This is a genomic window from Duganella vulcania, from assembly GCF_009857655.1.
In the GTDB taxonomy this organism is placed as follows: Bacteria; Pseudomonadota; Gammaproteobacteria; order Burkholderiales; family Burkholderiaceae_D; genus Rugamonas; species Rugamonas vulcania.
This window is the reverse complement of record NZ_WWCX01000062.1, coordinates 13223-36681: the sequence shown is the minus strand read 5'-3', so window position 1 is coordinate 36681 and position 23459 is coordinate 13223. Positions and strand designations below refer to the sequence as shown.

General features: G+C 66.6%; 20 protein-coding genes. 7 read left to right on the top strand and 13 right to left on the bottom strand.

The window, feature by feature from the left end; translation table 11 throughout:
* From GTP90_RS24975 to GTP90_RS24960, 4 genes are all read left to right on the top strand, one after another.
* Positions 1–324, top strand: a 324-nt coding sequence (locus tag GTP90_RS24975; RefSeq protein WP_175048223.1) for an MFS transporter, incomplete at its 5' end; no start/stop codon positions are given.
* Positions 321–839 carry a GNAT family N-acetyltransferase gene (locus tag GTP90_RS24970; protein ID WP_161086070.1) on the top strand — a complete coding sequence of 173 codons (519 nt, stop codon included), beginning with the start codon at positions 321–323 and terminating at the stop codon, positions 837–839. The genes GTP90_RS24975 and GTP90_RS24970, both read left to right, overlap by 4 nt.
* Before the next feature lie 67 nt (positions 840–906).
* Positions 907–1686 carry a substrate-binding periplasmic protein gene (locus tag GTP90_RS24965; protein WP_161086069.1) on the top strand — a complete coding sequence of 260 codons (780 nt, stop codon included), beginning with the start codon at positions 907–909 and terminating at the stop codon, positions 1684–1686.
* Positions 1687–1699: 13 nt separating this feature from the next.
* Complete coding sequence (locus GTP90_RS24960; protein WP_371875126.1) at positions 1700–2245, top strand: hypothetical protein; 546 nt, start codon at positions 1700–1702, stop codon at positions 2243–2245.
* On the opposite strand, the gene GTP90_RS24955 is transcribed toward GTP90_RS24960, so the two are convergent.
* A complete protein-coding gene (locus GTP90_RS24955) occupies positions 2183–2773 on the bottom strand; it encodes a cupredoxin domain-containing protein (protein WP_161086068.1) in 591 nt (196 codons plus the stop codon). The genes GTP90_RS24960 and GTP90_RS24955 overlap by 63 nt on opposite strands.
* Before the next feature lie 11 nt (positions 2774–2784).
* On the bottom strand, positions 2785–5478 hold the full coding sequence (locus tag GTP90_RS24950; protein ID WP_161086067.1) for a hypothetical protein: 2694 nt from the start codon (positions 5476–5478) through the stop codon (positions 2785–2787).
* Positions 5479–5696: 218 nt separating this feature from the next.
* Here GTP90_RS24950 and GTP90_RS24945 point away from each other — a divergent pair, with 218 nt between their 5' ends.
* Complete coding sequence (locus tag GTP90_RS24945) at positions 5697–6464, top strand: substrate-binding periplasmic protein (protein ID WP_254452031.1); 768 nt, start codon at positions 5697–5699, stop codon at positions 6462–6464.
* A 9-nt stretch (positions 6465–6473) separates the two neighbouring features.
* Here the strand turns inward: GTP90_RS24945 and GTP90_RS24940 are convergent, their stop codons facing one another.
* Together GTP90_RS24940 and GTP90_RS24935 are read right to left on the bottom strand one after the other, a co-directional pair.
* Complete coding sequence (locus GTP90_RS24940) at positions 6474–8009, bottom strand: tetratricopeptide repeat protein (protein WP_175048221.1); 1536 nt, start codon at positions 8007–8009, stop codon at positions 6474–6476.
* 30 nt (positions 8010–8039) lie between these two features.
* Positions 8040–8885, bottom strand: coding sequence for a PhzF family phenazine biosynthesis protein (locus GTP90_RS24935; protein ID WP_161086065.1), 846 nt, complete (start codon positions 8883–8885; stop codon positions 8040–8042).
* A gap of 129 nt (positions 8886–9014) precedes the next feature.
* Here GTP90_RS24935 and GTP90_RS24930 point away from each other — a divergent pair, with 129 nt between their 5' ends.
* A complete protein-coding gene (locus GTP90_RS24930; protein ID WP_254452030.1) occupies positions 9015–11099 on the top strand; it encodes an alpha/beta hydrolase family protein in 2085 nt (694 codons plus the stop codon).
* Between the two features lie 64 nt (positions 11100–11163).
* On the opposite strand, the gene GTP90_RS24925 is transcribed toward GTP90_RS24930, so the two are convergent.
* From GTP90_RS24925 to GTP90_RS24890, 8 genes are all read right to left on the bottom strand, one after another.
* Positions 11164–12291 carry a trypsin-like serine protease gene (locus tag GTP90_RS24925; protein WP_161086063.1) on the bottom strand — a complete coding sequence of 376 codons (1128 nt, stop codon included), beginning with the start codon at positions 12289–12291 and terminating at the stop codon, positions 11164–11166.
* Between the two features lie 282 nt (positions 12292–12573).
* Positions 12574–14730, bottom strand: a complete 2157-nt coding sequence (locus tag GTP90_RS24920; RefSeq protein WP_161086062.1) for a metallophosphoesterase family protein — start codon at positions 14728–14730, stop codon at positions 12574–12576.
* A gap of 98 nt (positions 14731–14828) precedes the next feature.
* Positions 14829–16145 carry an MFS transporter gene (locus tag GTP90_RS24915; protein WP_161086061.1) on the bottom strand — a complete coding sequence of 439 codons (1317 nt, stop codon included), beginning with the start codon at positions 16143–16145 and terminating at the stop codon, positions 14829–14831.
* 121 nt (positions 16146–16266) lie between these two features.
* Complete coding sequence (locus GTP90_RS24910) at positions 16267–16977, bottom strand: BON domain-containing protein (RefSeq protein ID WP_161086060.1); 711 nt, start codon at positions 16975–16977, stop codon at positions 16267–16269.
* Between the two features lie 88 nt (positions 16978–17065).
* Entirely contained in the window at positions 17066–17743 is a 678-nt protein-coding gene (locus GTP90_RS24905) for a DUF2268 domain-containing putative Zn-dependent protease (protein WP_175048220.1), read from the bottom strand.
* Positions 17744–17932: 189 nt separating this feature from the next.
* Positions 17933–19633, bottom strand: coding sequence for a dipeptidyl-peptidase 3 family protein (locus GTP90_RS24900; protein ID WP_161086058.1), 1701 nt, complete (start codon positions 19631–19633; stop codon positions 17933–17935).
* A gap of 54 nt (positions 19634–19687) precedes the next feature.
* Positions 19688–20287 (bottom strand): short chain dehydrogenase, encoded by a 600-nt coding sequence (locus tag GTP90_RS24895; protein WP_161086057.1) that lies wholly within the window; start codon positions 20285–20287, stop codon positions 19688–19690.
* Positions 20284–20895: a short chain dehydrogenase gene (locus GTP90_RS24890; RefSeq protein ID WP_161086056.1), complete on the bottom strand. Its 612-nt coding sequence runs from the start codon at positions 20893–20895 to the stop codon at positions 20284–20286. Before GTP90_RS24890 ends, GTP90_RS24895 begins: the two co-directional genes overlap by 4 nt.
* A 104-nt stretch (positions 20896–20999) precedes the next feature.
* Here GTP90_RS24890 and GTP90_RS24885 point away from each other — a divergent pair, with 104 nt between their 5' ends.
* The gene (locus tag GTP90_RS24885; RefSeq protein ID WP_161086055.1) at positions 21000–21920 is read left to right on the top strand and encodes a LysR family transcriptional regulator; all 921 of its coding nucleotides are present in this window, start codon (positions 21000–21002) and stop codon (positions 21918–21920) included.
* 36 nt (positions 21921–21956) lie between these two features.
* On the opposite strand, the gene GTP90_RS24880 is transcribed toward GTP90_RS24885, so the two are convergent.
* Positions 21957–23438 (bottom strand): efflux transporter outer membrane subunit, encoded by a 1482-nt coding sequence (locus GTP90_RS24880; RefSeq protein ID WP_161086054.1) that lies wholly within the window; start codon positions 23436–23438, stop codon positions 21957–21959.
* Positions 23439–23459: the final 21 nt, after the last annotated feature.

The following is a 23459-nucleotide window of genomic DNA, read 5'->3' as shown; positions in this document are numbered from 1 at the left end:
TACGGCGCCATGCTGGCGACGCTCGGCCATGCCGCGTCGCAGCCGCTGCGCCTGCTGCTGGTGTTGATCGGCGGCGTGGCGTGGTCGGCCATCGTCACCACGCTCAACGGCGCGGCGCAGAAGGCCTTCCCCGACGCCGTGCGCGCCCGCACGCTGTCGGTGCACATCCTGGCGATCGCCGCCGGCCAGACCGCCGGCAGCGCGGCGTGGGGCATGCTGGCGGCGCGCTGCGGCATCGTCCCGGCGCTGACGGCGGCCGGTGCGGCCACGCTGGCCTGCGCGGCACTGGTGGCCTGCTCAAACGATTTTCTGGAGACAGTATGAACGACATCATCATCCGAACACTGCAAGCGGAAGACGCCGCGCCGCTGCTGCAATTCGAGCTGGAGAACCGGCACTGGTTCGAGCAACACATCGCGCCCCGCCCCGCGGAGTTCTATACGCCACAGGGCGTGCGGGATCATATCGGCCAGTACCTGGACGGCCACGCGAACGGCACCTGGCATCCCTGCCTGATCCTGGACGGCCAAGGCCGCATCGTCGGCCGCGCCAACCTGAAGGACATCGACCGCCAGGCCGGCAGCGCGGAGGCAGGCTACCGCATCGCCCGCGACCACACGGGACGCGGCCTGGCCACGCGCGCGCTGCAGCACCTGCTCGCGCTGGCGGATGGCCAGTGGCAGTTGCGGCAAGTGCTGGCCTACGTCGTCGACGGCAACCCGGCGTCGGCACGCGTGCTGCGAAAATGCGGCTTCGCACAAGAGGCGCGCCTGGCCGGCATGGACCGCATCGGCGGAACCCTGCGCAACGGCCGTCAATTTATCCGCCTGCGCCCCTGAGACTTTGGCGCCATACTGGTGTAAGCTTGTCATCAAACAGCGGACAACGCGATACGGAGACAACCAGATGGCAGGACAGCACAGCGGATGGAACCGGCTGCTTGGCGCGGCTTGCTGCGCGCTCGGCCTGGCGGCCGCCGTGCCCGCCCAGGCCATCGAACTGCGCACCGCGGCGCAGGAAGGCACCGAACCCAAGTTTGTCGCCGACGGCAAGGACCGCGTGACCGGCCTGTGCATCGACATCCTGCGCGCCGTCGAGCAGATCGAACCCACGCTGCGCTTCGTCGGCGACCAACGCTGGAAGCCGCTGATACGCGCCTTCTCGGAACTGGAGACCGGCCAGCAGGACGTGCAGTGCGCCATGCAGCGCACCGCCGAGCGCGAGCGGCGCTTTCACTACCTCGGCCCGGCGCTGTACACCATCGAATACCATTTCCTGGCGCGCGCGCAGGACACCATCAGCATCACCCAGTGGGACGACGTGCGCCGGCTGGCGCCCGACAACATCGTGCTGATCAACCGTGGCTTCGCGGCCGGCGACGTCCTGGCCCGGATGGGCGGCATCGAGGTGGACGCCAACTCCACCAACCCACAACTGAACCTGCAAAAGCTGATCGCCGGCCGTGGAAGGTTGTTCTTCCATCGCGGGCCAGGACTGCAGCGGCTGCTGGTAAGCACCGGCACCGTCGACAAGGTGCGCATCCTGCCGCAGGTGATGTACAGCGCCAAGCTGTATTTCGTGACCAGCAAAAAGCTGGCGACCTTCATCACCGATCGCCTTGAGCGGGCCCTGTTCCAGCTTGAAAAAAACGGCGAGCTGGAGCGGCTGATGCGCAAGTGGGATTGAGATGGGGCGCGCCGTGCCGGCCCTGTTGGCGTTGCTGCTGTCGACCACGGCGCATGCCCAGTCCGGCGAACTGACGGTACCGCTGGCGCCGCAGCAGGCACAGCAGGCGATCCTGCAGGCGGTGCAGCGCATCCCCGCGCAGCAGGAGGCGCACCGGCGCTACCGCATGGCCCTGCCCTTCGGCGCGCCGCTGTTCCCGCCCGACACCGACCTGGCGCTGGCGCCGGCCAGCGCCGCGCTGACCGCGTGGCTGCGCCTGCCGGCGGAACAGCGCCGCCACGATGTGCTGATCGTCCCCGATGTCGACTACTACTGGAACGCCGAGGGACGCCAGTTCTCCTGCCAGTTCATCGTGCACGTGCAAGCCGATGCGGGCCAGGGCCAGTCGCGGCTGGCCATGCTGCAGGTGCGGCCGACGGTCTACGCCGGCAAGTCCTTCAAGCTGCTGGGCCGCACCGGCCCCGGCGCGTATCTTGACCTGCGGCCCGCCGCGCCGTCAGCCCAAAGCAGCGCCGAACTGCGCGCCTTTCTGGCGTCTGCGCTGGCCCAGCCACAATAACGGCAAGCCTGCCGCCAGCAGCCACAAGGTGCCCGGCAGCGGCACGCCCGCCACCGCCAGCGTGACCGAGAGCGGCGCCAGCTGCAAGTCCGACACTTGCAGGAAAGTGCCACCGGCCAGCGGATCGCCGCTCCACCACTCGCCCGACAGGCTGAAGTTACCGCTGTCGCTCATGCCCGGCAAGGCGAATGAAAAAATCTGCAAGCCGTACAGCCCGGCGTGCGTGCCCGCATCGAAGGCGACGGTGGCACTGGCGCCCGGCGCCAGCGTCGGGAAGTCGAAGTAGCTGGCGTCCGGCGTGCCGATGCTGAACGAGGTGGCGTTCAGCTGGGTCGGCACGAACCAGTTCAGCGCATCGGTGTTGACCAGCTGGTAGCCCCACCCCACGGTGTCGCCGGGATGGCCGGTCAGCGCGCCGCCGGCCGGCAGCGTGGCGAAGGTGAACACGATGGGCGCCGCCTGCGCGGCGGGCGTCCACAGCAAGGAACACAGCAGCGCGGCCAGCGCGTAAAGGGATCTGAGTTTCATGGCGGTTGCTCCTATTTCGGGATGACGGATTGAGCCTGCGAATAGGCGTAGATCACGCCGTTCAAGTCGGTGACGCCGCCGTTCTCGATCACACTGAAGCGCTGCACCGTGGACGGCACGTTGAAGGTCAGGCGCACGGTGAAGAAGCTGCCGACGTCGACGTTCGGCGTGACCATCGGCAGCGCCGGCGACAGCGCGGCGTTGAGCGTGACGGTGCCGGTGCCGGCCAGCGTGCGCAGCGACAGCGAGGACAAGGTCATGTCGCGCGCCGTGCCCACGCCGATGTTGGTGAGCCGCACATCGATGCCGATCACGCCGGGCGCCACGGTCTCCTGGCCGATGATGGCGGCGGTGAAGTCGGGCCGTCCCGGCACCTGCGCGGCGCCGGTGACGAACACCGTCAGCGATGCGCTGTTGTGCACGGTGGCGACGCTGGTGCTCTGCGCCGACACGGTGATGCTGTCGGAACCGCCGATGCGCGCACCGGCCGGCGGCGTGAGCGTGACGGCCACGCTGGCGCTCTCGCCGGTGGCCAGCGTCAGCACGGTGGGCGAGACGGCCGTGATGTAGTGCTGGTCGTCGGTGGCGCTGATGCCGAAGCTGCCGGCCGGGCCGTCATTGCGCACCTGGTACAGCAGCGTGGTGCTCACGCCGGGGCGCAGGTCCTGGCGCGACGGCGGCGTCACCGACACCGTCTGCGGCTGCACCATCACGCTCACCAGCCGCTGGTAGGGGAAACCGGAACTGTCGGTGCCGCTGGCGTAGGCGACAAAGGCTTCGTTGGGCACGGTCAGCGCGCCGAAGAACTTGCCGCCGTCGGTCTGGTCCTGCTCCAGCGCCAGCGGCGACAGCAGGTCGAAGTTCTTGCGGCGCAGCTGGAACTGCGGCGCGCTGGCGATACCGGTCAGCGCGGCGACCGCGTACAGCGACTGGCCCGGTCCCGGTTCGCCATCGATGGTCAGCAGGCCCTGGTGCGGCGGTTGCGCGCCGAAGCGGGCCAGCTTGAAGGAGCTGAAGGCCAGGTCGGCCACGCCGTTGACGTTGACATAGGTCGTGTCCGTCGAGCCGCTGATGGACAGCGTCCATGCGCCGCGCGGCGGGCTGTCGACCGAGATGATGACGCCGCTCGACAGGCTCAGGTAGCGCGTGGCGTTGGCGGCGGTGACCACCACGCCGTCCGGCCGCGTCAGCGTGACCACCGGCTGCACGCCCTGCACGGTGCCGCTGACCGACACCGTCAGCCGGCTCATGCTGCTGTCGACCGGCACCGTGTAGCGCTTGGCGCTGGCGTAGGTGTCGGCCAGCGACAGCACCTGCACCACGTTGTTGCGCGCCACCAGGTCGGCCAGCTGGGTGACGGTGCCGGCCTCGCCGCCGAACAGGAAGAACACCTGGCCGCCGGTCTCGGCCGCCGCCTGCAGGAAGCCCGGCGTCAATGGCGAGCAGCTGCCGAACAGGATGGGATAGATCTTGATGTCCTTGCTCTTGGCCAGGCTGATGACGGCGCCGGCCAGGCCGGCGTCCTTGGCGGCGGCGTCGGTGTACATGAACAGGTCGCCGCCGGGGTCGGCCAGCGACAGGCCGTTGTACATGCCGGTCATGGCCAGCTCGGGACAGTCGCCGCCGCCCGAGGCGCCCAGGCCGCCGATGGCGCCCTTGAACAGGCCGGCGTCGTTGGTGGCGATGGTGGGGCCGGTGAACGGGTCGTTGAACGGCGCCAGCACGTACTGCAGCGGTTCCTCGTCGGTGCCGAGGCGGGCGTCGACAATGCTGGTGGCCGAGGCGCGCACGCCGGCGATGATGCCGCCCATGCTGCCGGTGGTGTCGATGGCGAAGGCCAGCGTGGGGCCGGCGCCCAGCAGCGCCTTCAGCTGCGCCGGCGTGATCTCGGCCTTGATGTCCTCGACGAACTGCTGGGTGGCGGCGATGGCGGCCGAGGCGGCCGTGTTGTGGTAGCCGCTGTGCGGCGAGATGTCGCAGTACAGCGTGTCCTTGTTGATGCCTTCGCGGAAGTAGCCGAGCGGGTCGCTGGACGGCGAGCTCTTGTCGAGCGGGCCGCCGTGGCTGCACTTGAAGGCGCCCGGCTTGACGCGGTCCTCGCCGCCGTAGTACCCGCTGGTGAGCAGGCTGCCGGTCAGGTTGGACGAGTTGGCGCAGAACAGGCCGGTGTCGGTGAAGCCGGCGCAGGTCGGCGTGGCGGGGCCGGCGAAGGGCAGCGATCCGGGCCGGCCGACGCCGGGATGGGCGCCGCTGTTGCCCTGCTCGACCCAGTTGCTATGCGAATAGAAGTCCTGGATGGTGTGCAGCGCGCTGCCGAGATTGTCGCGCGCGCCGGTGGCGTTGATCGGGTCGCTGCGCAGCGCGTCCAGCACGTTCTGCTTGAGCGTGGCCAGGCGCAGCTGGGCGCCGGCCGCGTTCTCGCCGTCGAAGTGCTTGGCCGAGCTGGTCTGGTCCTCGTCGACCTTGGCGTCGGCCTCGATGATCTGGTCCAGCGCCTTTTGCATCGACGCGGTCAGCTTGGGCACGGCGAAGTAGCGCTTGTCGAGCTCCTCGATGCCGCGCTGGGTGATGTCCTGGTGGGTCAGGCTGCCGGCCGACTTGGACGTGATGAAACAGACAAAACCGTTCTTGGGACAGAAAGCATTGCCGGGAACATTGACCAATAACAATAAGGAGGCCAATAACAAGGTGGGAGCATTGCGCATACGATATCCTTTCCCATGCGTGGAAGCACCAGTCCGCGCCAAGGCGGACACGCGGCGAGGTGACGCATATATCGTGCCCCGCCCCGCTCCGCCTTTGGAATCAAGCGATTGGCGCGCACCGGGCGGGCGGCGCGCACTTCACTGTCAAGTTCGCCGACAGGCTTTATACTTTCCCTGCCGATCAATTCGACGCCACCACGGGAGGACCGATGTTGCCGATGACGAGACCGAGGCCGGCCGCGCTGCTGCTGGCGGCCAGCCTGCTGCTGCCGGCGGCCGTCCGGGCGGAGCCGGTGGTGTTGCGGGTGGCCGCGCAGGAAGGCACGGAACCCAAGTTCATCGCCGACGGCAAGGACCACATCATCGGCCTGTGCGTGGACATCTTCCGCGCCATCGAGCGCATCGAGCCCGGCCTGGTCTTCGTCGGCGACCAGCAGTGGATGCCGCTGATCCGCGCCTATCACGAGGTGGCGGTGCAGCAGCGCGACGCGCTGTGCGGCGTGCAGCGCACGGCGGAGCGCGAACAGCGCTATGTGTACCTGGATCCGCCGTTGTTCCCGATCCAGTACATGTTGCTGGCGCGCGCCGGCGACGAGGTGGCGATCCGGGACTGGGACGATGTGCGCAAGCTCGGCAAGGACGGCGTGGTGCTGGGCAACCGCGGCTACGCCACCACCGATTTCCTGATCGCGCAGGGCGGCTTGCAGATCGACGCCAGCGCCACCAGTCCGGCCATGAACGTGCAAAAGCTGGTGGCCGGGCGCGGCCGCTTCTTCCTGCACCGCGCGCCGGGACTGGCCCGCCTGATCGCCAGCGCCGGCGCCACCGGCAAGGTCAGGATCCTGCCGACGGTGATGTCGACCGCGCAGCTGTACATGGTGATGGGCCGGCACATCGATCCGGCCGTGGTGGCGCGCGTGCGCGGCGCGGTCGAGCAGATGGAGAGAACAGGCGAGCTGGCCCGCCTGCTGAAGAAGTGGGACTAGCCGCCGGGATTACAGCGGCGCGCCCAGCGACTTCAAGTGCTGGACCGCGTTGCCGTTCTTTGGATTGAGCTCCAGCGCGCGCTGGTAATGCTGGATCGCCAGCGGCTTGTCCTGCGCCGCCTCGTAGGCCTCGGCCAGGCTGTCGTGGGCGTTGCCGCTGTCCGGGTGCAGCACCGCCGCCAGCTTGAACACGGCGATGGCGCCCTGCTTGTCGCCGGCGCGCAGCAGCTGGTAGCCCCAGGAATTGAAGTTATCCTCGCTCACTTCAAACTTCGGCTCCCGCTTGCGCATCTTCTCGTACACCTGCTGGATGTCGGCGAAGCCGGACTTGGCCGCCTCGTAGGCCAGCATTTCCAGCGTCGGCGGCGCACCTTCCGACATGCGGGCCGACACCGTCAGCAGGTGGTCCGGCACGCCGTTTTGCTTGGGCGGCTTGGACAGGAAGGCCTTGGCGGATGCCTGCCCCTTCAGATAGGCGTCGAGGAACTGCAGCGTGTAGCGCGCCATCCAGCCATGCGACTGGCTCACCTCGGCCGGCGTGTATTCGTTGTAGGCATCGTCGCCGACGAAGCGCAGCGCCTCGGACGCGAAGGCGAAGTGCTCCATCGCCGGCAGCGTGACGGTGTACACGTCCGAGTACTTCAGCTCGTTGAGGAAGCTGGCGTTGGGCTTGTTGCGCTTGGCGAGATCCTCCAGCGAACGGGGACGCGCGGCCAGGAACAGCATCGGCACGGCCACGCGCGCCGGCTGCACGTACTTGGCTTCCTGCACGCGCTCCGGCCAGTAGCGCACCGAGCCGTCCAGGTTGACCAGCGCCTTGACGCGGCTGTCGCGCGCGGCGACGAACACGTTGGAGATGCCGCCCCAGCTGTAGCCGGCGACCGCGATGTGGCCGGTGTCGGCCTGCGGCAGCGTGTGGGCGTAGCCGATCAGGAAGGCGATGTCGCCGGCCTGCGCCTCGATGCCCTCCTGGTCGTCGCTCATGCCGCGCGCGTGGGCGCCCATGCTGGGACTGGTGATGACGATGTAGCCGTGGCTGGCCAGGTACTCGCACAGGTCGGCGTTCTCGTAGGTCGAGGCGCCGAAGCTGGGGGCGTAGATCACCACCGGGAACTTGCCGGCAGCCGACCTGGCGTCGCGCAGCGCCCACATGCGGCGCGTCATTTCCTCGCGCGCGCGGACGGCGCCGATCGGCGCGCCCTTCAGGCGGGAGTCGACATTGGCGGCGATGGCCGCCTCCGTGTTATCGAAGCGCTCCTCGGTGGCGCCGAGGCGGAAGTAGTCGCCATAGGCCACGGCCTTGCCGGACTTTTGCGCCGGATACCAGATCACGGTCTGCATCGGCCGCGCGGTTTCGCCGCTGACCGGCTTGCCGGTGACGACGTCGTATTTGCCGAGATAGCCACGCGCATAGTCGTACTGCTCGACCACGCGCAGGCCGACGCTGTGGGGTCCCGGCGTCACATCGAAGCTGAAGTTGGAGGCGGCCTGGCTGAGGCCGGCAGTGAAGGAGAGGATCAGGGTGAACAGGATACGCACTGGCATAGGTTCCTAAAAAATAATGACGAAGGGGGACTACTCGCCCAGCATGCGGGCGTTACCGGAAACGCGGATCGAGCTGCCGGCCTGGCCGGAAATCTCCACCCGCAAATGGCAGGGCGCGCCCATGTCCTCGCCCTGGATGATGTCGATGGCGCCGCCGTGCGGCCAGTCGAGGTCGCGCAGATAGCCGCCCAGCGCGGCCGCCGCGGCGCCGGTGGCAGGGTCCTCGTACACGCCGCCGGAAGCGAAGGGATTGCGCGCATGGAAGCGCTGCGGCGTTTCCGCATGCACCAGCGAAATCGTCGCCAGGCCGTGATCGCGCATCAGGTCGCGGCCGTCGGCCAGCTGGTAGCGCATCGCGCTCAGCCGGGCGCGGCTGGCCAGCGCCAGCACCAGGTGGTTGGCGCCGCCGTTGGCGATGGCCGGCGGGATGCGGTCGTCCAGGTCGGCATGGCGGTAGCCGAACAGATCCAGAGCCGCCGTCACCAGCGCGGCCGGGGCCGGCGCGCTGGCGGTGGCCGGCGACTGCAGCGCGGCGCTGCCCTGCCCGTCCTTGCTCTGCGCCTCGACTGTCACGCGGGCGTGGTTGGTGGTCAGCGGGAAGATGCCGTCGCCGTTCTGCTGCGCCAGCACCGTGCCCAGCGCGATGGTGGCGTGGCCGCAGAACGGCACCTCACCGTCCGGCGAGAAATAGCGCACCCGCCAGCCATCGCCGGTGGGCGCGGCAAACACGGTCTCGGAGTAGCCCATTTCGGCGGCGATGCGCTGCATGGCGGACTCGTCCGGCAGCGCGGAACGGATCATGACGCCGGCCGGGTTGCCGCCCCGCTCGCCGGCGGTAAAGGCCGCGACTTTGTGGATCTTGGTGATGGTCTGCATACGTGTCTACTCCACGGTTGAGGATGGATACTTGATTGACAGCAATGGGAGATTTGGTCACTATCGGCGCTTCACCGACTTTGCAGCGACCTCGTCATGACTATACCGCGACTTTCCATTTTTACCATATTGATTTCTGCCACCCTGGCCGGCGGCGCGACCGCTTACGCCGCCGACGCCCCGCCCGCCAGGCACGCGATCACCCACGAGGACGTGTGGCTGATGAAGCGGGTCGGCGCGCCGGTACCCAGCCCGGACGGCAAGTGGGCCGTGTTCTCCGTCACCGACCCGGCCTACGACAGCAAGGAGCAATGGTCGGATCTGTGGATCAAGTCGCTGACCGACGACACCCCGGCGCGCCGCCTGACCTTCAGCAAGGGCGGCGAGAGCGGCGCGGTCTGGTCGCCCGATAGCAAACAGCTGGTGTTCGTGGCCAAGCGCGACGGCGACGACGCGGCCCAGCTGTACCGCATCGACGTGGCGGGCGGGGGCGAGGCGCAGCGCCTGACCACGCTGACGCTGGGCGCGCGCCAGCCGAAGTTCAGCCCGGACGGCACGCAGCTGTTGTTCGTCAGCGACGTCTACCCCGGCGACACCGGCGAGGACGACGTCAGGAAAAGCGCCAAGGAACGCAAGGACCGCAAGTACACGGCGCGCGCCTACGAGACCTTCCCGCCGCGCTACTTCGACAAGTGGCTCGACGATAAGAAGGTGCGGCTGTTCGTGATGGACGCGGCTGCCGGCGCCAAGCCGCGCGACCTGCTGGCCGGCAGCAAGCTGGCGGCGCTGCCGGGCTTTGGCGGCGGCCAGGGCGACGAGGGCCAGTCGCTGGATGCGCTGTGGTCGCCGGACGGCAAGGCCGTGGTGTTCGCGGCCTCGACCAACCGCGACGAGGCCGCGCGCGCGGCCGGCTACACGCAGATCTACAGCGTGCCGCTGGCCGGCGGCGAGCCGGCGCAGCTGACGCAGGACAAGCACAGCTACGGCAGCCTGAAGTTCAGCGCCGACGGCAAGACGCTGTTCGTCCTGACCCAGGCCGAGGAAGAAGGCAAGGTCTACGACGTGTCGCGCCTGGCCAGCTTCGCCTGGCCGCTGACGCAGCCGGCGCCGAAGCTGCTGACGGCGTCCCTGGACCGATCGATCTCGCGCTTCGCGCTGCCGGCCGGCACCGGCCGCATCGTGTTCAGCTACGAGCACGCGGGCCTGGAGCAGCTGCATTCGATCAACTACGCCGGCGGCGACCTGCGCGACGAGGCATCGCCCGCGACCGGCAGCATCGGCTCGCTGGCGGCCGGCGGCAAGGCCATGGTGGGCGTGTGGGAATCGTCGGTCAACCCGCCCGAGGTGTACGCCTTCGGCAACGGCGCGCCCAGGCGCCTGACCGCGTTCAACACCGCGCGCGCGGCCAGCATCGACTGGCAGGCGCCCGAACACTTCTGGTTCAAGGCCAGCGACGGCCGCATGATCCACAACATGCTCGTCAAGCCGGCCAATTTCGATCCGGCCAAAAAGTATCCGCTGTTCGCGGTGATCCACGGCGGCGCGGCCAATATGTGGCGCGACCAGTTCGTCATCCGCTGGAACTACCACCTGCTGGCCCAGCCGGGCTACGTGGTGCTGCTGACCGACTACAAGGGCTCGACCGGCTACGGCGAGGAATTCGCGCGCGCCATCCAGGGCGACCCGCTCAAGGGTCCGGGCGACGAGATCAACGAGGCGGTGGACGAGGCGGTCAGGAAGTACGGCTACATCGACGGCAGCCGCCTGGCGGCCGGCGGCGCCAGCTACGGCGGCCACCTGGCCAACTGGCTGCAGGCCACCACCACGCGCTACAAGGCCTTCGTGTCGCACGCGGGCGAGATGGACCTGGTGATGCAATGGGGCAGCAGCGACAGCATCCACGGCCGCGAGGTCAACAGCGGCGGCCCGGTGTGGGGCGACAAGGCGGTGTGGCGCGAGCAGAGTCCGGTGATGCAGGGCGGGAACCACGCCAAGGGCACGGGCTTCACCACGCCCATCCTGATCTCGGTGGGCGAGCTCGATTACCGCGTGCCGGCCAATAACGCGCTGATGAATTACGCGACCCAGCATCGCCTGAACGTGCCGGCCAAGCTGCTGGTGTTCCCGGACGAGAACCACTGGATTTTGAAGGGCGAGAACAGCCGCTACTTCTACAGCGAGGTGCACGGCTGGCTGGCCAAGTACCTGAAGTAAGACGAAAAAAAACCCGTCCGCGCTGAGCACGCTCAGCCGGACGGGTTTTTTTATGCTTGCGGGATTACGCTTGCTTGCGGCGGCGGGCCAGGCCCACCAGCGCCAGGCCGGCGATCATCATCGCGTAGGTTTCTGGTTCAGGCACGGCGGTCACCGAGTTGATCCATCCGATGTGCGAGTAGGTCGCGGTGGAACCCGACAGGTCGCCATAGCTGGAACCATTCAGCGACGCATTGTCGCAATTGGCCAAGCCGCCGATCAGGTTGCAAGCGCTGGTACCTTGCCAACCCCACGAGTGCACGCCCGACAGCAGCCATTCGGTACCGTTCCAGACGAAATCGCCGCCACCCGAGTCGCCGCCGGCGATCAGGCCTTCCTTCGCGCCCAGACCGGTGCCACTGCTCCACTTGTTACCGGTGATATCGCCGATGCGGCCCAGCGTGTTATTGTTGGCTTGACCGCTGTCGAAATCGCTCATGTAGGTGGCGCCAGCGGCGTAATCCGCAGGATTGTATCCCCAGCTGGCATCCTTGTCGCCAACCGCTTTATTGAACGTTTTGCTGTCGACGTCAAAGGTGTTGTAAGCGTAGTGGCCGTAGTTACCGTCGTTCCAATTGGTGGCCGCATTGGTGGTGGCCTTCTGCGTGGTGCCGTAGCCGGCCATCAGGTAGTCCTTGCCGACGTCGTTGGTCGTGCTCAGGTTGTAGCCTTTGATGGTGGTGACGGCGGTGTCCAGTTTCAGGATCGCGATGTCGGCGCCGGTATCGAGCTGGCCGGTCCATGCCTTGTTGACGTAGGCGTTGCCGACCGAGACGTTGCGCGTCACGGCGGCGGTGCCGCCCTGCCAGCCGAACTGCACGGTCATCTTGCTGAAGTCATCGGCGCAATGGGCGGCGGTCAGCACGTATTGGCCACCGGCCAGCAACGAACCGGAACACGCCCAGTTGCCCTCGGAATTGCTGAAGCTCAGACGGGCGACGCCGTCCAGCGCGCCAGCGACGCCGTTGAAGCTCTGGCCTATGGTGAAGCGCCAGTTGCTCACTGCCGAGGTGTTGCCAGTCAACGGCTCCAGGCCCTTGTACGATTGGACCAGGTTATCGGTCATGTTCGCGTTGGATGCCTGGGCTGCGCCGGCGGCCAACAGGGCTGCGGCCACCGCGGCCAGTTTGAATTGTTTGGTTTGGAAGATCATGAAAACTATCCTTACTTTTTAGGTTTCTTTTGGAAAAGTTATAGGGCCCTGAATAGCCACCGCAGCCATCATCACCGAAGTGCATCCCAGATGGCCGTGGTAGGAAAAGCAATATAACATTGTTCTTTTGCGCACGAAACTTGTTGTAAGAATATTTATTTTTTCTCCACTTTCTTGATAATTGTTACGATTTGTGACAGATATTGCAGAGCTCGCCCAAAAATAGTTGAAACTTAGTCCACAATTGTTGACTTGTATCAATTCAGGCAGCCCTGCCCTCTGCTAGTTGAAGCTGAGGCCACTGCTGCTGGCGTTGCTCAGCGTCTTGGCCTTCAGGTCGATCGTGAAGTGGTCGCTGGGCTTGCCCGAGCCCAGGCCCTTGAGGATCGCGAACACCTGCTTGAACTGGTTCTGGAACAGCACGTGCACCGGGTTCTGGTCCGACGGCAGGTCGCCGATCTTGACGATCGTGGCGGGCGAGACCGGGAACGCCGCCATCAACACCTTGTACTGCGCCACGCGCTCGGCGCCCATGTCGCGCAGCGCCAGTTCGCCGGCGTACACGGTGCGGTGGAAATCTCCGTAGAACTCGTAGGCGCTGATCTTGGCGAAGTCGGCCAGCTTGAGGTTGGCGGCGGCGGCGATCTGCTCGGCCTTGGCGGTGGCGGCGGCCCAGTCGGCCGTCAGCTGGCTGGCGGCGACACCGCCCTCGGCTGCGGTGCCCTTGGCGGCGCAGGCGGCCGTGATCGGCAGCACGCCCGGATTGTCCTTCAGCTGCGCCAGCGTGACCCTGGTCTGCAGCTGCGACAGGATCAGCATCTGGCGCGCGTCCAGCGACATCGCCGCTTCCTTCATTTCGCACGGCCAGTAGTCGCCCATGAAGCGCAGGCGCGACAGTTCGCCGAAATAGGTACGGGTGAACTCGCCATACGATTTGGTGTCAAGGATGCCGCGGTTCCAGCGCTTGGCGATGTCGGCCGCCGCCACGCTGCCCTGCAGATAGTCGTACTCGGCCTGGTACAGCGGGAACAGCTCGTTGTAGCGCGGGACGCTGTTCAACGCCACGGTCTGCACATCGATCTGGTCCTTGCTCTGGTAGCTGACAATCTTGTACGCGGCGCCAAACACGGCCAGCGACGGCGACTGCACATTGACCAGGTAGTTGCCCGCCGCGTCCTTGTAGTCGTTGGTGCCGTTGAAGTGCATATGGCCGCCCATGTGCAGCGGCAGGCCGGTGGCGGCCAGCGCCGCGGTGGTGGAAGCGTCCGGCATGCGCGAGACCTGGAACGCGCCCGGCTTGAAGACCGCCTTCATGGCGCTGGTCTGGTTGGCGTAGAAGTCCATGGTCGGATAGTGCGAGAAGGCCATCAGCTGCTTGCCCTGCGCCTTGGCGCGCTCGGTCACCGACTTGATCCATTCCATCTGGTGGATCTTGTGCGTTTGCACCTTGTTCCAGCCCGCGTCGCCGGCGCCGTCGTAGCCCTTGAACGAGGCAGGATTGGCCGGATCGAATTTGGAATTGGGCAGGTGCACATTGGCGTCCAGCGCCAGCAGCCAGATGCCCTTGACCGGCTCGACCAGGTAGCTGGCGTCGATGATGTTGCCGCAGCGGGTGTAGGACTTGCCCAGCCTGGCTTCGCCGGCCGCCTTGTAGCTGCCGCCCTCGCCTTCGGCGCAGATTTCAAACTGGCGCTTGCCCAGCTCGGCCGCGGCGGTGGCGGCGGCATAGCTGTACTTGCCGTCGGCGTATTTGGTGAACGGGGTTTCCCAGTAGACGTCGTTCTGGTTCGGCATGTAGCCGAAGTCCGCCAGCTTGGTCAGCAGCTTTTCATAGCCCTGCTCCATCAGCTGGTTGGTGCAGACCACGGCCGGATCCTTGGCCTTGCAGGCGGCCGCGCCGGTGGCGTAGATTTTCTGTTCCTTGCCGTCGCGGGTCAGGAAGTCGTTCTTGCCGGCCTCGTCGTTGTCGAACGGCTCGTTGGGATCGTGGTTGCCCGGCGCGATGAAGAAGCGCATGCCCTTGGCCTGGTACTCGTGCAGGATGTCGGCGATGCCGTCGATGTTGATCGGCTGGGCATCGTCGGAGATGTCGCCCGGCAGCGCCACCAGGCGCAGGCCCTTGCCATACGCATCGTCCAGCGCGCCGCGAAAGGCGAAGTAGTTTTCGTTGAACAGCCGGGTCGAGGTCAACTCGGCGTACATGGTGCGGATGGTGGCGTTCTTGCCGTCCTTGGTCGGGATGCCGGCGAAATTGGGGTTCTTCAGGTCGCCGTAGATGTTCTCGAAGTGGACGTCGCTCATGAAGGCGACCGCGGTCGGGTTGAAACCGTTGCCGGGGTTGGTCTCGGTGACCGGCACGCCGTCGCTGCCGCAGGCGGCCAGCAACGAGGTCATGGCGGCGGCCGCGATCAGCTGGCCGCCGGGAAAGGCAAAACGCATACAAACTCCATCAGGCTGTTAAGGTCGAGCGCATTGTTGCACCGGCGCGTGACAGCCTGATTACATTTTGGGAGCGCTTCCAGCCTGGTATCGTCGCGTCAGGCGCTGGCCTTGGCTTGGGGAGCAAGCGGGACGCCTGCCGCCGCCACGGCCGGCTTGCGGATCAGCAGGATGATGCCGGCGGCCACCAGGCAGGCGGCGCCGGCGGCAAACAGCGCCGGGTTATAGGTCAGCATCAGGGTGCGCACGCGGCCCGCGCCGTAGGCGGCCACGGCCGCGCCCAGCTGGTGGCCCGCGAACACCCAGCCGAACACCATGCCGGCCTTCTCCTTGCCGAAGGTGGCGCCGGCCAGCCGCACCGTCGGCGGCACGGTGGCGATCCAGTCCAGGCCGTAGAACATGGCGAACAGCGACAGCCCGTACAGCGTGAATTCCGAATACGGCAGCCAGAACAGCGACAAGCCGCGCAAGCCGTAGTACATGAACAGCAGCTTGCGGTTGTCGTAGCGGTCCGACAGCCAGCCCGAGGCGATGGTGCCGACCAGGTCGAAGGCGCCCATCATCGCCAGCACCGAGGCGGCCGGCACCGCCGACAGGCCGGCGTCGCCGCACAGCGAGATGAAGTGGGTTTGGATCAGGCCGTTGGTGCTGAGGCCGCAGATGAAGAAGGTGCCGAACAGGATCCAGAACACGCGGTTGCGGGCCGCCTCGGCCAGCACCATGAACGGCGTGGCAAAGGTGATGCGCATCGGCGCGGCGGGCGGCGCCACCGGCGTGCCCACCGGCGCGCCATACGGGGCCAGGCCGACCTCGGCCGGACGGTTGCGCATCAGCAGGAACACCAGCACGGCCACGGTGGCGCACGCCAGCAGCACCGGGATCACCGCCATGCGCCAGCCGAAATGCTCGATCAGCCAGGCGCCGACCGGCAGGAACACCAGCTGGCCGGTGGCCGAACTGGCCGTCAGCACGCCCACCACCAGGCCGCGGCGGGTGTCGAACCAGCGGGTCGAGACCACGGCGCTGAGCACCAGCGCGGTCATGCCGGACCCGACGCCAAGCATGACGCCCCAGAACAGCACCAGCTGCCAGAACTGCGTCATCTGCGTGGCCAGCGCCAGGCCGCTGGCGACCAGCGTCAGCGCGGTGACCACGACGTTGCGCAGGCCGAAGCGTTCCATCAGGATGGCCGCGAACGGCCCCATCAGGCCGAACAGCACGAAGCGCACCGCCAGCGCCGACGAGATCTGCTCGACATCCCAGCCAAACTCCCTGGACAACGGTTGCAGCAGCGCGCCGGGCAGGCCCAGCGCGGCCGACGAGCTGAGCCCGGTGAGGAAGGTGATGGCGACGATCACCCACGAAAAGTGCAGGCCGCGGCCTTGCAGCCAGCGGGATAAAGGTAGGGCGAACATACGGCTCCTCGCGTAAGGGATGCGCGCGGAAGGCACGCTGGCCCCGATCTTAAATGATGACCATAATGAATGCAAGCAAAAAAAGGGACCGCGGCGGCGGTCCCCTGCGGCAAGCGGGGGATTACTTGATGCGCAGCGAGCTCTGCACCTTGTTGACGCCCTTGACGTTGCGGGCCACATCGACAGCCTTGTCCACCTCGGCCTGCGACGGCACGAAGCCGCTCAGCATGACGGTGCCGTTGGTGGTTTCCACGTGCACGTCCAGCGACTTGAGGGCCGGTTCAGCCAGCAGTTCGGACTTGACCTTGGTCGTGATCACGGAGTCGGCCACGGTGTCCTTGGCCATTTCGCTCTTCTGCCGGGTTTCGCAGGACGCCTTGTCGGTGCCGGTCATGGTGCTGCAATCGATGCCGGTCTGGGCGACGTCGGCCATTTTCTTGCCGGCCTTGGCGTCGTTGACGGCGGCCACGTGGGCCGATTTCGCGGTGCTCAGGCAGCTATCCTTCTCGGCGCCGGTCTGCGGAGCGCACTTGGCCTTGGCCAGGTTGTACTCGGCATCCGCCACCTCGGTATGGGCTTTCTGCACTGAGCGCTTATCGTTCCGGTACTGGATGGTGGCGTTGGCCTCGCTGTTGGCGCGGGCCACCTTGGCCTGCTCCACGCAGATATCCTTGGCGGTGCCCGATTGCGCATCGCAAGCCGCCTTGGCGCTCTTGTAGTCGATCTCGGCCTGCTTGGTAGCCGCCTTATAGGCTACGGAATCGTTGTTGGGGGTGGCGGCGAAGCTGGCGCTGGCCGCGGAGGCCAGCACTATGAAGAGTAATTTGTTCATGATGTGTCCCTTGTGTGGTGGTTGGTGGACACATTAAACGCCGCCGCGCGCCCCTGCTCTGTGCGGGAACGTACAGAGTTACGGATGTTTATTCGTCGCGCAACAACCCTTGGCGCCACAGGCTGGCCGCCTGGTCGAACAGGGGCTGGGCGGCATCGAAGGAAGCGCCGCTGGGCGCCAGTTGCAGCCAGGCCAGCGTGCCGTGCGAGCCGGCCGTGCCGGTGGCAGGCTGGCGCACCTGCCGCATCCAGGCGGCGACGGCGGCGTAATCCTGCGGATGGCGATGCTGGGTCCAGGCCAGCGCGACCAGGTCGGCAAAGCCCTCCTCGCGGCGGGTCAGGCGCAGCGCCTGGGCCTGCTCTTGCGCCGGCGCTTGGGCCGCCTGTTCGAAGCCGGCCGGCAGCGCATGCCACACGCCCTGCGCATAGCGCCAGCAGTGGCCGATCTCATGGGCGACCATGGCCTCGATCATCAGCGGACGTTGTTCGGCCGGCAGGCCGGCCAGGATATCCTCGGCACCGGGATTGCCGCGCATCGACAGCACAAGCTTGCAGCGGCCGTCCTGGAAACCCAGCGCCAGCGGCACATCGGTGGCGCGCGCCTGCGGTTGCACGGTGATATCGATCGGCAGTTTGAGTTCCTGCTTGGCATAGGCCAGCACGGCGGAACCGGCGGTGAGCCAGCGGGTTTCCATATCGGTCAGCTGGGCGGCGGAAGCCAGGCCGGCGGACGACAGGAGCAGCAGGAGTAAGGTGCGCTTGATCATGGTGATCAAACTGTAGCACGCCCAAAGCAATATTTATTGCTCCAAAGCAGGTTCAACAACAACTTATTTCTACGTAGAAAAAATTGAATGCTTTCAAATTGGGGTCAAGTCTGACATTCGGACACGAGCTCTGCCGTAGCGGCCGCTACGGCAGAGCTCGTGTCCGAATGCCAGACTTGACCCCAGGGGTTACTTGGCGAGCAAGGTGTTGGCGGTCTTGAATTCGGGGCGGATGTCGTTCGGCACCGTTTTCATCTTGTCCAGCGCCTTCTGCACGTCGGGACGGATCACCACGTACTTGGCCATCATGTCCTTGGCGCGGGCGTAATCGCCGGTCGCTTCGATGGTCAGGAACTCGCGGTCCAGGTCGATCACCGCCTGCTTGATCTTCTTGAAGTCCACCGCGAAGGTGCCATCGCCGTGCGAGATGAAGCCGCCCTTGTCGAGGATGTAGTTCATCTGGATCGCCATGCCGCGCGCGTGCGAGTCGGTCAGGCCGAAGTGCAGCGTGCGGAAGCCCGACGCCAGGAACGTCGTGTACAGCTTGCGCTCAGCGGCGGCGCCCTGCCCCAGCGTGCCGGCCAGCTGGCCCTTGTCCATCATGTAGGCCAGCGCGTACAGGCCGGTGATGTCGGCCTTGGCTTCTTCGATGGTGGAGTAAGCTTCCTTCAGGTCCTGGCGCGGCGTCGATTCGGCGCCGTTGGCCTTGGTGATGTGCGGCCCCAGGCCGTGCGTGATTTCATGCGCCAGGATGTGCGTGAAGAAGGAGTCGAAGTCGACGTCCTTCTGGTCGGCCGGTTTGAGCACCAGCTTGGAGATCGGCGTCAGCGTGGACTTGAATTTGGCCTGCTGTACGTTCTTCAGCATCACGCGCTTGGAGCCGCGCTGGCTGATGATGCGCTCGTCGTTCGGCAGGTTGTAGGCGGCGGTCTGCACGCCCATGTTGCCATCGCCCGCGCCGTAGACCTGGTTGACCACCACCATCGGCGCCAGCGCGCCCACTTTCGGATTGCGGTACTTGGCGTCCAGCGGCAGGTTGTCTTCCAGCTCCTGCATATGCTTGGCGAAGAAGTCCAGCTTCTGCGTCTCCTTCTGGTCGCGGATGTTGACGTAAGCCTCGAACGCGGCCTTGTAGCCAAACAGTTCGTCGTTGTAGGTCTCGTATGGTCCGATGGTGATGTCGACCGGCGCGTCCAGGTCCATCCACGCGAAGTCGGAGGCCAGGTAGTCGTTGCTCAGGAAGGCGTCGGCGCGCAGCTCCAAGAATTTTTTCAGCGAGGCGTTGTCCGTATCGGCGGCGGCCTGCTTGAGCAGTGCGGCGGCCTTCTCCAGCTCCGGCTTGTATTCATCCGAATATTTGACGATGGTGAACTGGCCCGCCGCGTTCTTGCGGATGGTGGTGAAGAACCACTGCGCCTGCTCCTTGTCCTTGGCCGGCAGCGCGTTCATCCAGCTTTCCAATGCCTGCTTGGTCGCGCCTTCGGGATAGAAGTTGCCGGCTTCGGGCTTCTTCTCCGGAATCGCGATGCCGCTTACTTCCGCAGGCAGGAAGCGCTGGTGGTCGTCCAGGATCGACCATGGACCTTTGTTAAGCCAGAAGTAGTTCAGGCGCGCCTTGCCCAGCGGCGTCTGGTCTTTTTGCAGCGCGGCCCACAATGCCTCGTTGCCGGACCAGCGCTGGCGCAGCTGCAGCACGTCGATGATCTTGGCGGCCTCGATCAACTTGGCGATGGCGCGCTTGTCGCCGGCGGACAGCTGGCTGGTGTCGGCGGTCAGGGCGACCGGCGCGAAGCGCTTGGTCATCTTGTCCAAATCGGCCAGGCTGGCCGGTGCGGCGTAGGCGGAAGCGCAGGCGAAAGCCATGGCCAGAGGAAGCAGTATTTTTTTCATTCGAACCTCAAGGTGGAGTGAGATCCGCATTGTAGTACACGGATCCCCCTCCTCCTACCAGGCCCGGTACACCCGCCCCGTTTCCGCGCCATCCACGCTGCGCGCGTAGGACAGCGCGGCGCGGCTGGCCGCGATCGGCTCGAAGCCGGTGAACAGCTCACCGAACAAATGCACGGACTCCCGCAGCACCGTCGGGCTGACCGCGTTGATGCGCAAGCCGCGCGGCAGCTCGATCGCGGCGGCCCGCACAAAGCCCTGCACCGCCGCGTTGGCCGTGGACGCCGCCACCGCGCCGCGTATCGGCTGCTCGGTATCGACGCCGCTGGTCAGCGTGATCGAACCGCCGTCGTTGAGGAACTCCCGCGCCGCCAGCGCCACGTTGACCTGCCCCATCAACTTGCCGCGCAAGCCGATGTGAAAATGCTCCGGCGTCAGCTCCGCCAGCGGGCCGACATGCAGCGCGCCCGCGGCCACCACCACCGCATCGACGCGCCCCACCTTCCCGAACAACGCCCTTACCTGCGCGATGTCCTCGATATCGACCTGGTGCTGCCCGCCGCGCGCGCCAACCACGATGACCTCATGCCGCTGCCGCAATTGCTCGACCACGGCGCTGCCGATAGTCCCCGTCCCGCCGATCACCATCACCTTCATGCCGAGGCTCCCCAGGCGCGGTACACCTTCCCGGTCTGCGCACCGTCCACGCTGCGCGCATACGCCAGCGCGGCGCGGCGGGCAGGCACCGGCTCGAAGCCGATGAAGAACGGCCCGTAGCTGCCCATCGATTCTTCCAGCACGGTCGGGCTGACGGCGTTGATGCGCAAGCCGCGCGGCAGTTCGATCGCCGCCGCCCGCACAAAGCCCTCGACCGCCGAGTTGACCATGGTGGCGCTGGCGCCGTTGCGGATCGGCTCATCGGCCACGATGCCGCTGGTGAGCGTGATCGAACCGCCGTCGTTCAGGTACTCCCGCGCCACCAGCGCCACATTGACCTGTCCCATCAACTTGCTGTTCAAGCCCACGTAGAACTGCTCCGGCGTGAAGCCGTCCAGCGGCGCGAAGTGCAGCGAGCCCGCCGCCACCACCACCGCGTCCACACGGCCGATCTGCGCGAACACAGCCCGCACCTGCGCGATATCGGCGATATCGGCCTGATACTGCCCGCTGCTGGCGCCGACCGTCACAATCTCATGCCGCTGCCCCAGCTGCTCGACCACCGCCTTGCCGACCGTACCTGCCGCTCCGATGACGACTACTTTCATGCTGTTCTCCTGGTGAGTGAGTGAAAACACCAGTATCGTCCACAACGCCGGAGGAATAAATACGCTAAGATGAAGATCATTACTAACCCACGATTAGCAATAAAATGGACAAGCTGCGCAGCATGGAGATCTTCGTCGCCGTCGTCGACGCCGGCAATTTCACGGCGGCCGCCAGCGCCTTCCAGCTGTCGCCGGTCATGGTCGGCAAGCACATCGCCCACCTGGAGGCCACGCTGGGCGCGCGCCTGTTGACCCGCACCACGCGCCGCCAGAGCCTGACCGAGATCGGCGCCCAGTACGTCGAACAATGCCGCGCCATCCTGGCGCAGATCGCCGCCGCCGAATCCGGCGCCGAGGCGATGCGCAGCGTGCCGCGCGGACGGCTCAGGATCACCGCGCCCGTCTCCTTCGGCAGCGAATGGCTGGCGCCCGCCATCAGCGACTACCTGCGCCTGCACCCGGAAGTGGGCGTGGACCTGAGCCTCAACGACCGCATGGTGGACCTGGTGGAGGAAGGCTACGACGCCGCCGTGCGCATCGGCGCGCTGGACGATTCCGGCATGATCGCGCGGCCGCTGTTCAACTACGCGATGGCGATCTGCGCCTCGCCGGCCTACCTGAAAAAGCACGGCACGCCGCGCACGCCGGACGACCTGGCGCGGCATGAGTGCCTGGACTTCATGGTGGGTGCGGTCGGCGTGCGCTGGCGCCTGCAATCGGTGCACGGCCTGCGCGGCCTGCGCGCGCTGCCGCCCAGCCGCTTCCGCACCAACAGCGGACAGGCGCTGCGCATGGCCGCGCTCAAGGATTTCGGCATCGTGATGCAGGCCGAGGTGCTGCTGGCGCAGGACATCGCCGCCGGCCGTCTGAAGCCGGTGCTGTGCGACTACCTGCCGCCTGCCCGCCCCATGCACCTGGTCTACCCGCGCGACCGCCTGGCCACGCCCAAGCTGACCACATTCATCGACTTCATGATGGAACGCTTCGGGCCAGCGGCAGCACTGCCGCTGGCCTCTTCCGCGTAGGGACCTCGCCCGGCGTTGCACCGGGCGGAAAACACTTTACTTCGCCAGCGGCTTGATCGCGCCGTTCTGCGCCACCGATGCCAGTTGCGCCGACGGCTGCCAGCCCGCGCCCAGCGCGCGCGCCACCGACACCGCCGCCAGCAGGCGCTGGGTGTTGATCTGCACCGCCGCGCGGTCCGCCGCCAGCGCGCTGCGCTGCGCGTCGGTTACGTCCAGGTAGGTCGACACGCCACGCTCGTAGCGCGCACGCGCCACCAGGTAGCCGCGCGCCGCCGCCACTTGCGAGGCCGATTGCACCTCGCCCTGCAGCTGGCGTTCCTGCACGTCGGACAGCGCGTCTTCCACTTCGCGCAGCGCGGTCAGCAGCTTGGTCTCGTGGTTGGCGATCGCCTCTTCATAGCGCGCCTTGGAGATGGCCAGGTTGGCCTTGTTGCGGCCACCGTCGAAGATCGGCAGCGACAGCGCCAACGGGCCGACGCTGAACTGGCGCGAACCGCCCTTGCCCAATTCCTTCAAGCTCTCCGACGCATAGCCGAAGTTCGACGTCAGCGACAGCGAAGGATAGAACGCACCTTCCGCCACGCCGATTTGCGCATTGGCCGCGCGCAGGTTGGCCACGCTGCCCGCCAGGTCCGGACGCTGCGACAACAGGCTGGCCGGCAGCCCGACCGGAATCGCCGGCGGCTGCGGCAGCACGGCGGCATTGGCGTTTGGCGCCGTCAGCAGCGCAGATGGCGAGGCGCCGACCAGCGTCGCCAGGCTGTGCTCCAGCAGATTGCGCTGGCGCTGCACTTCATGCAGGTCGGCCTGCGCGTTGGCGCGCTCGATGCGGGCACGCGACACGTCCAGCTCATTCGACAGGCCGGCGTTGAAGCGCGCCGTCACCAGCTCCTCGGTTTCGCGGCGGGTGTCCAGCGCGCCGTTCAGGATCGCCATCTCGGCGTCCAGGCCGCGCAGCTGCCAGTAGGTGGTCGCCAGCTGCGACGACAGCATCAACAACACGCCGTCGCGGTCCGCCTCGGCGGCCAGCGCCTGTGCATCGGACGCCTCCACCAGGCGACGCACGCGGCCCAGCAGGTCGACTTCATACGACATCGATGCGCCTACCGCGTAGTTGTTACCCTTGATCGAACGGCCGCCCAGCGCCAGGCCCTGCGAAGTCTCGGCCGAGGTGCGCGAGTTCGATACCGACGTGCTCACGCTCAGCGACGGCTGCTGGTTGGCGCGCGACAGGCCGGCCTGCTCCAGCGCCACCACCAGCCGCTGTGCGGCGGCCTTCACGCTCGGGTTGTCGCGCAGCGCGGTCTGTTCGAGGCGGTTCAGGGTATCGTCGTTGAACACGGTCCACCACTGCGCGGGCAGGTGCGCCTCGCTGGCGCCGGCTTGCGGCAGGTGGCGGAACGATGCGTCGGCGACGTTCTTCGGCGCGGCGAAATCGCTGCCGACGGTGGCGCAGCCGGTGACGGCCAGCGTAACGGAAACAGCGAGCGTCAGGCGCTTCAAAGCTGAATTCAACATGGTGTTACCTCACTTAAAATT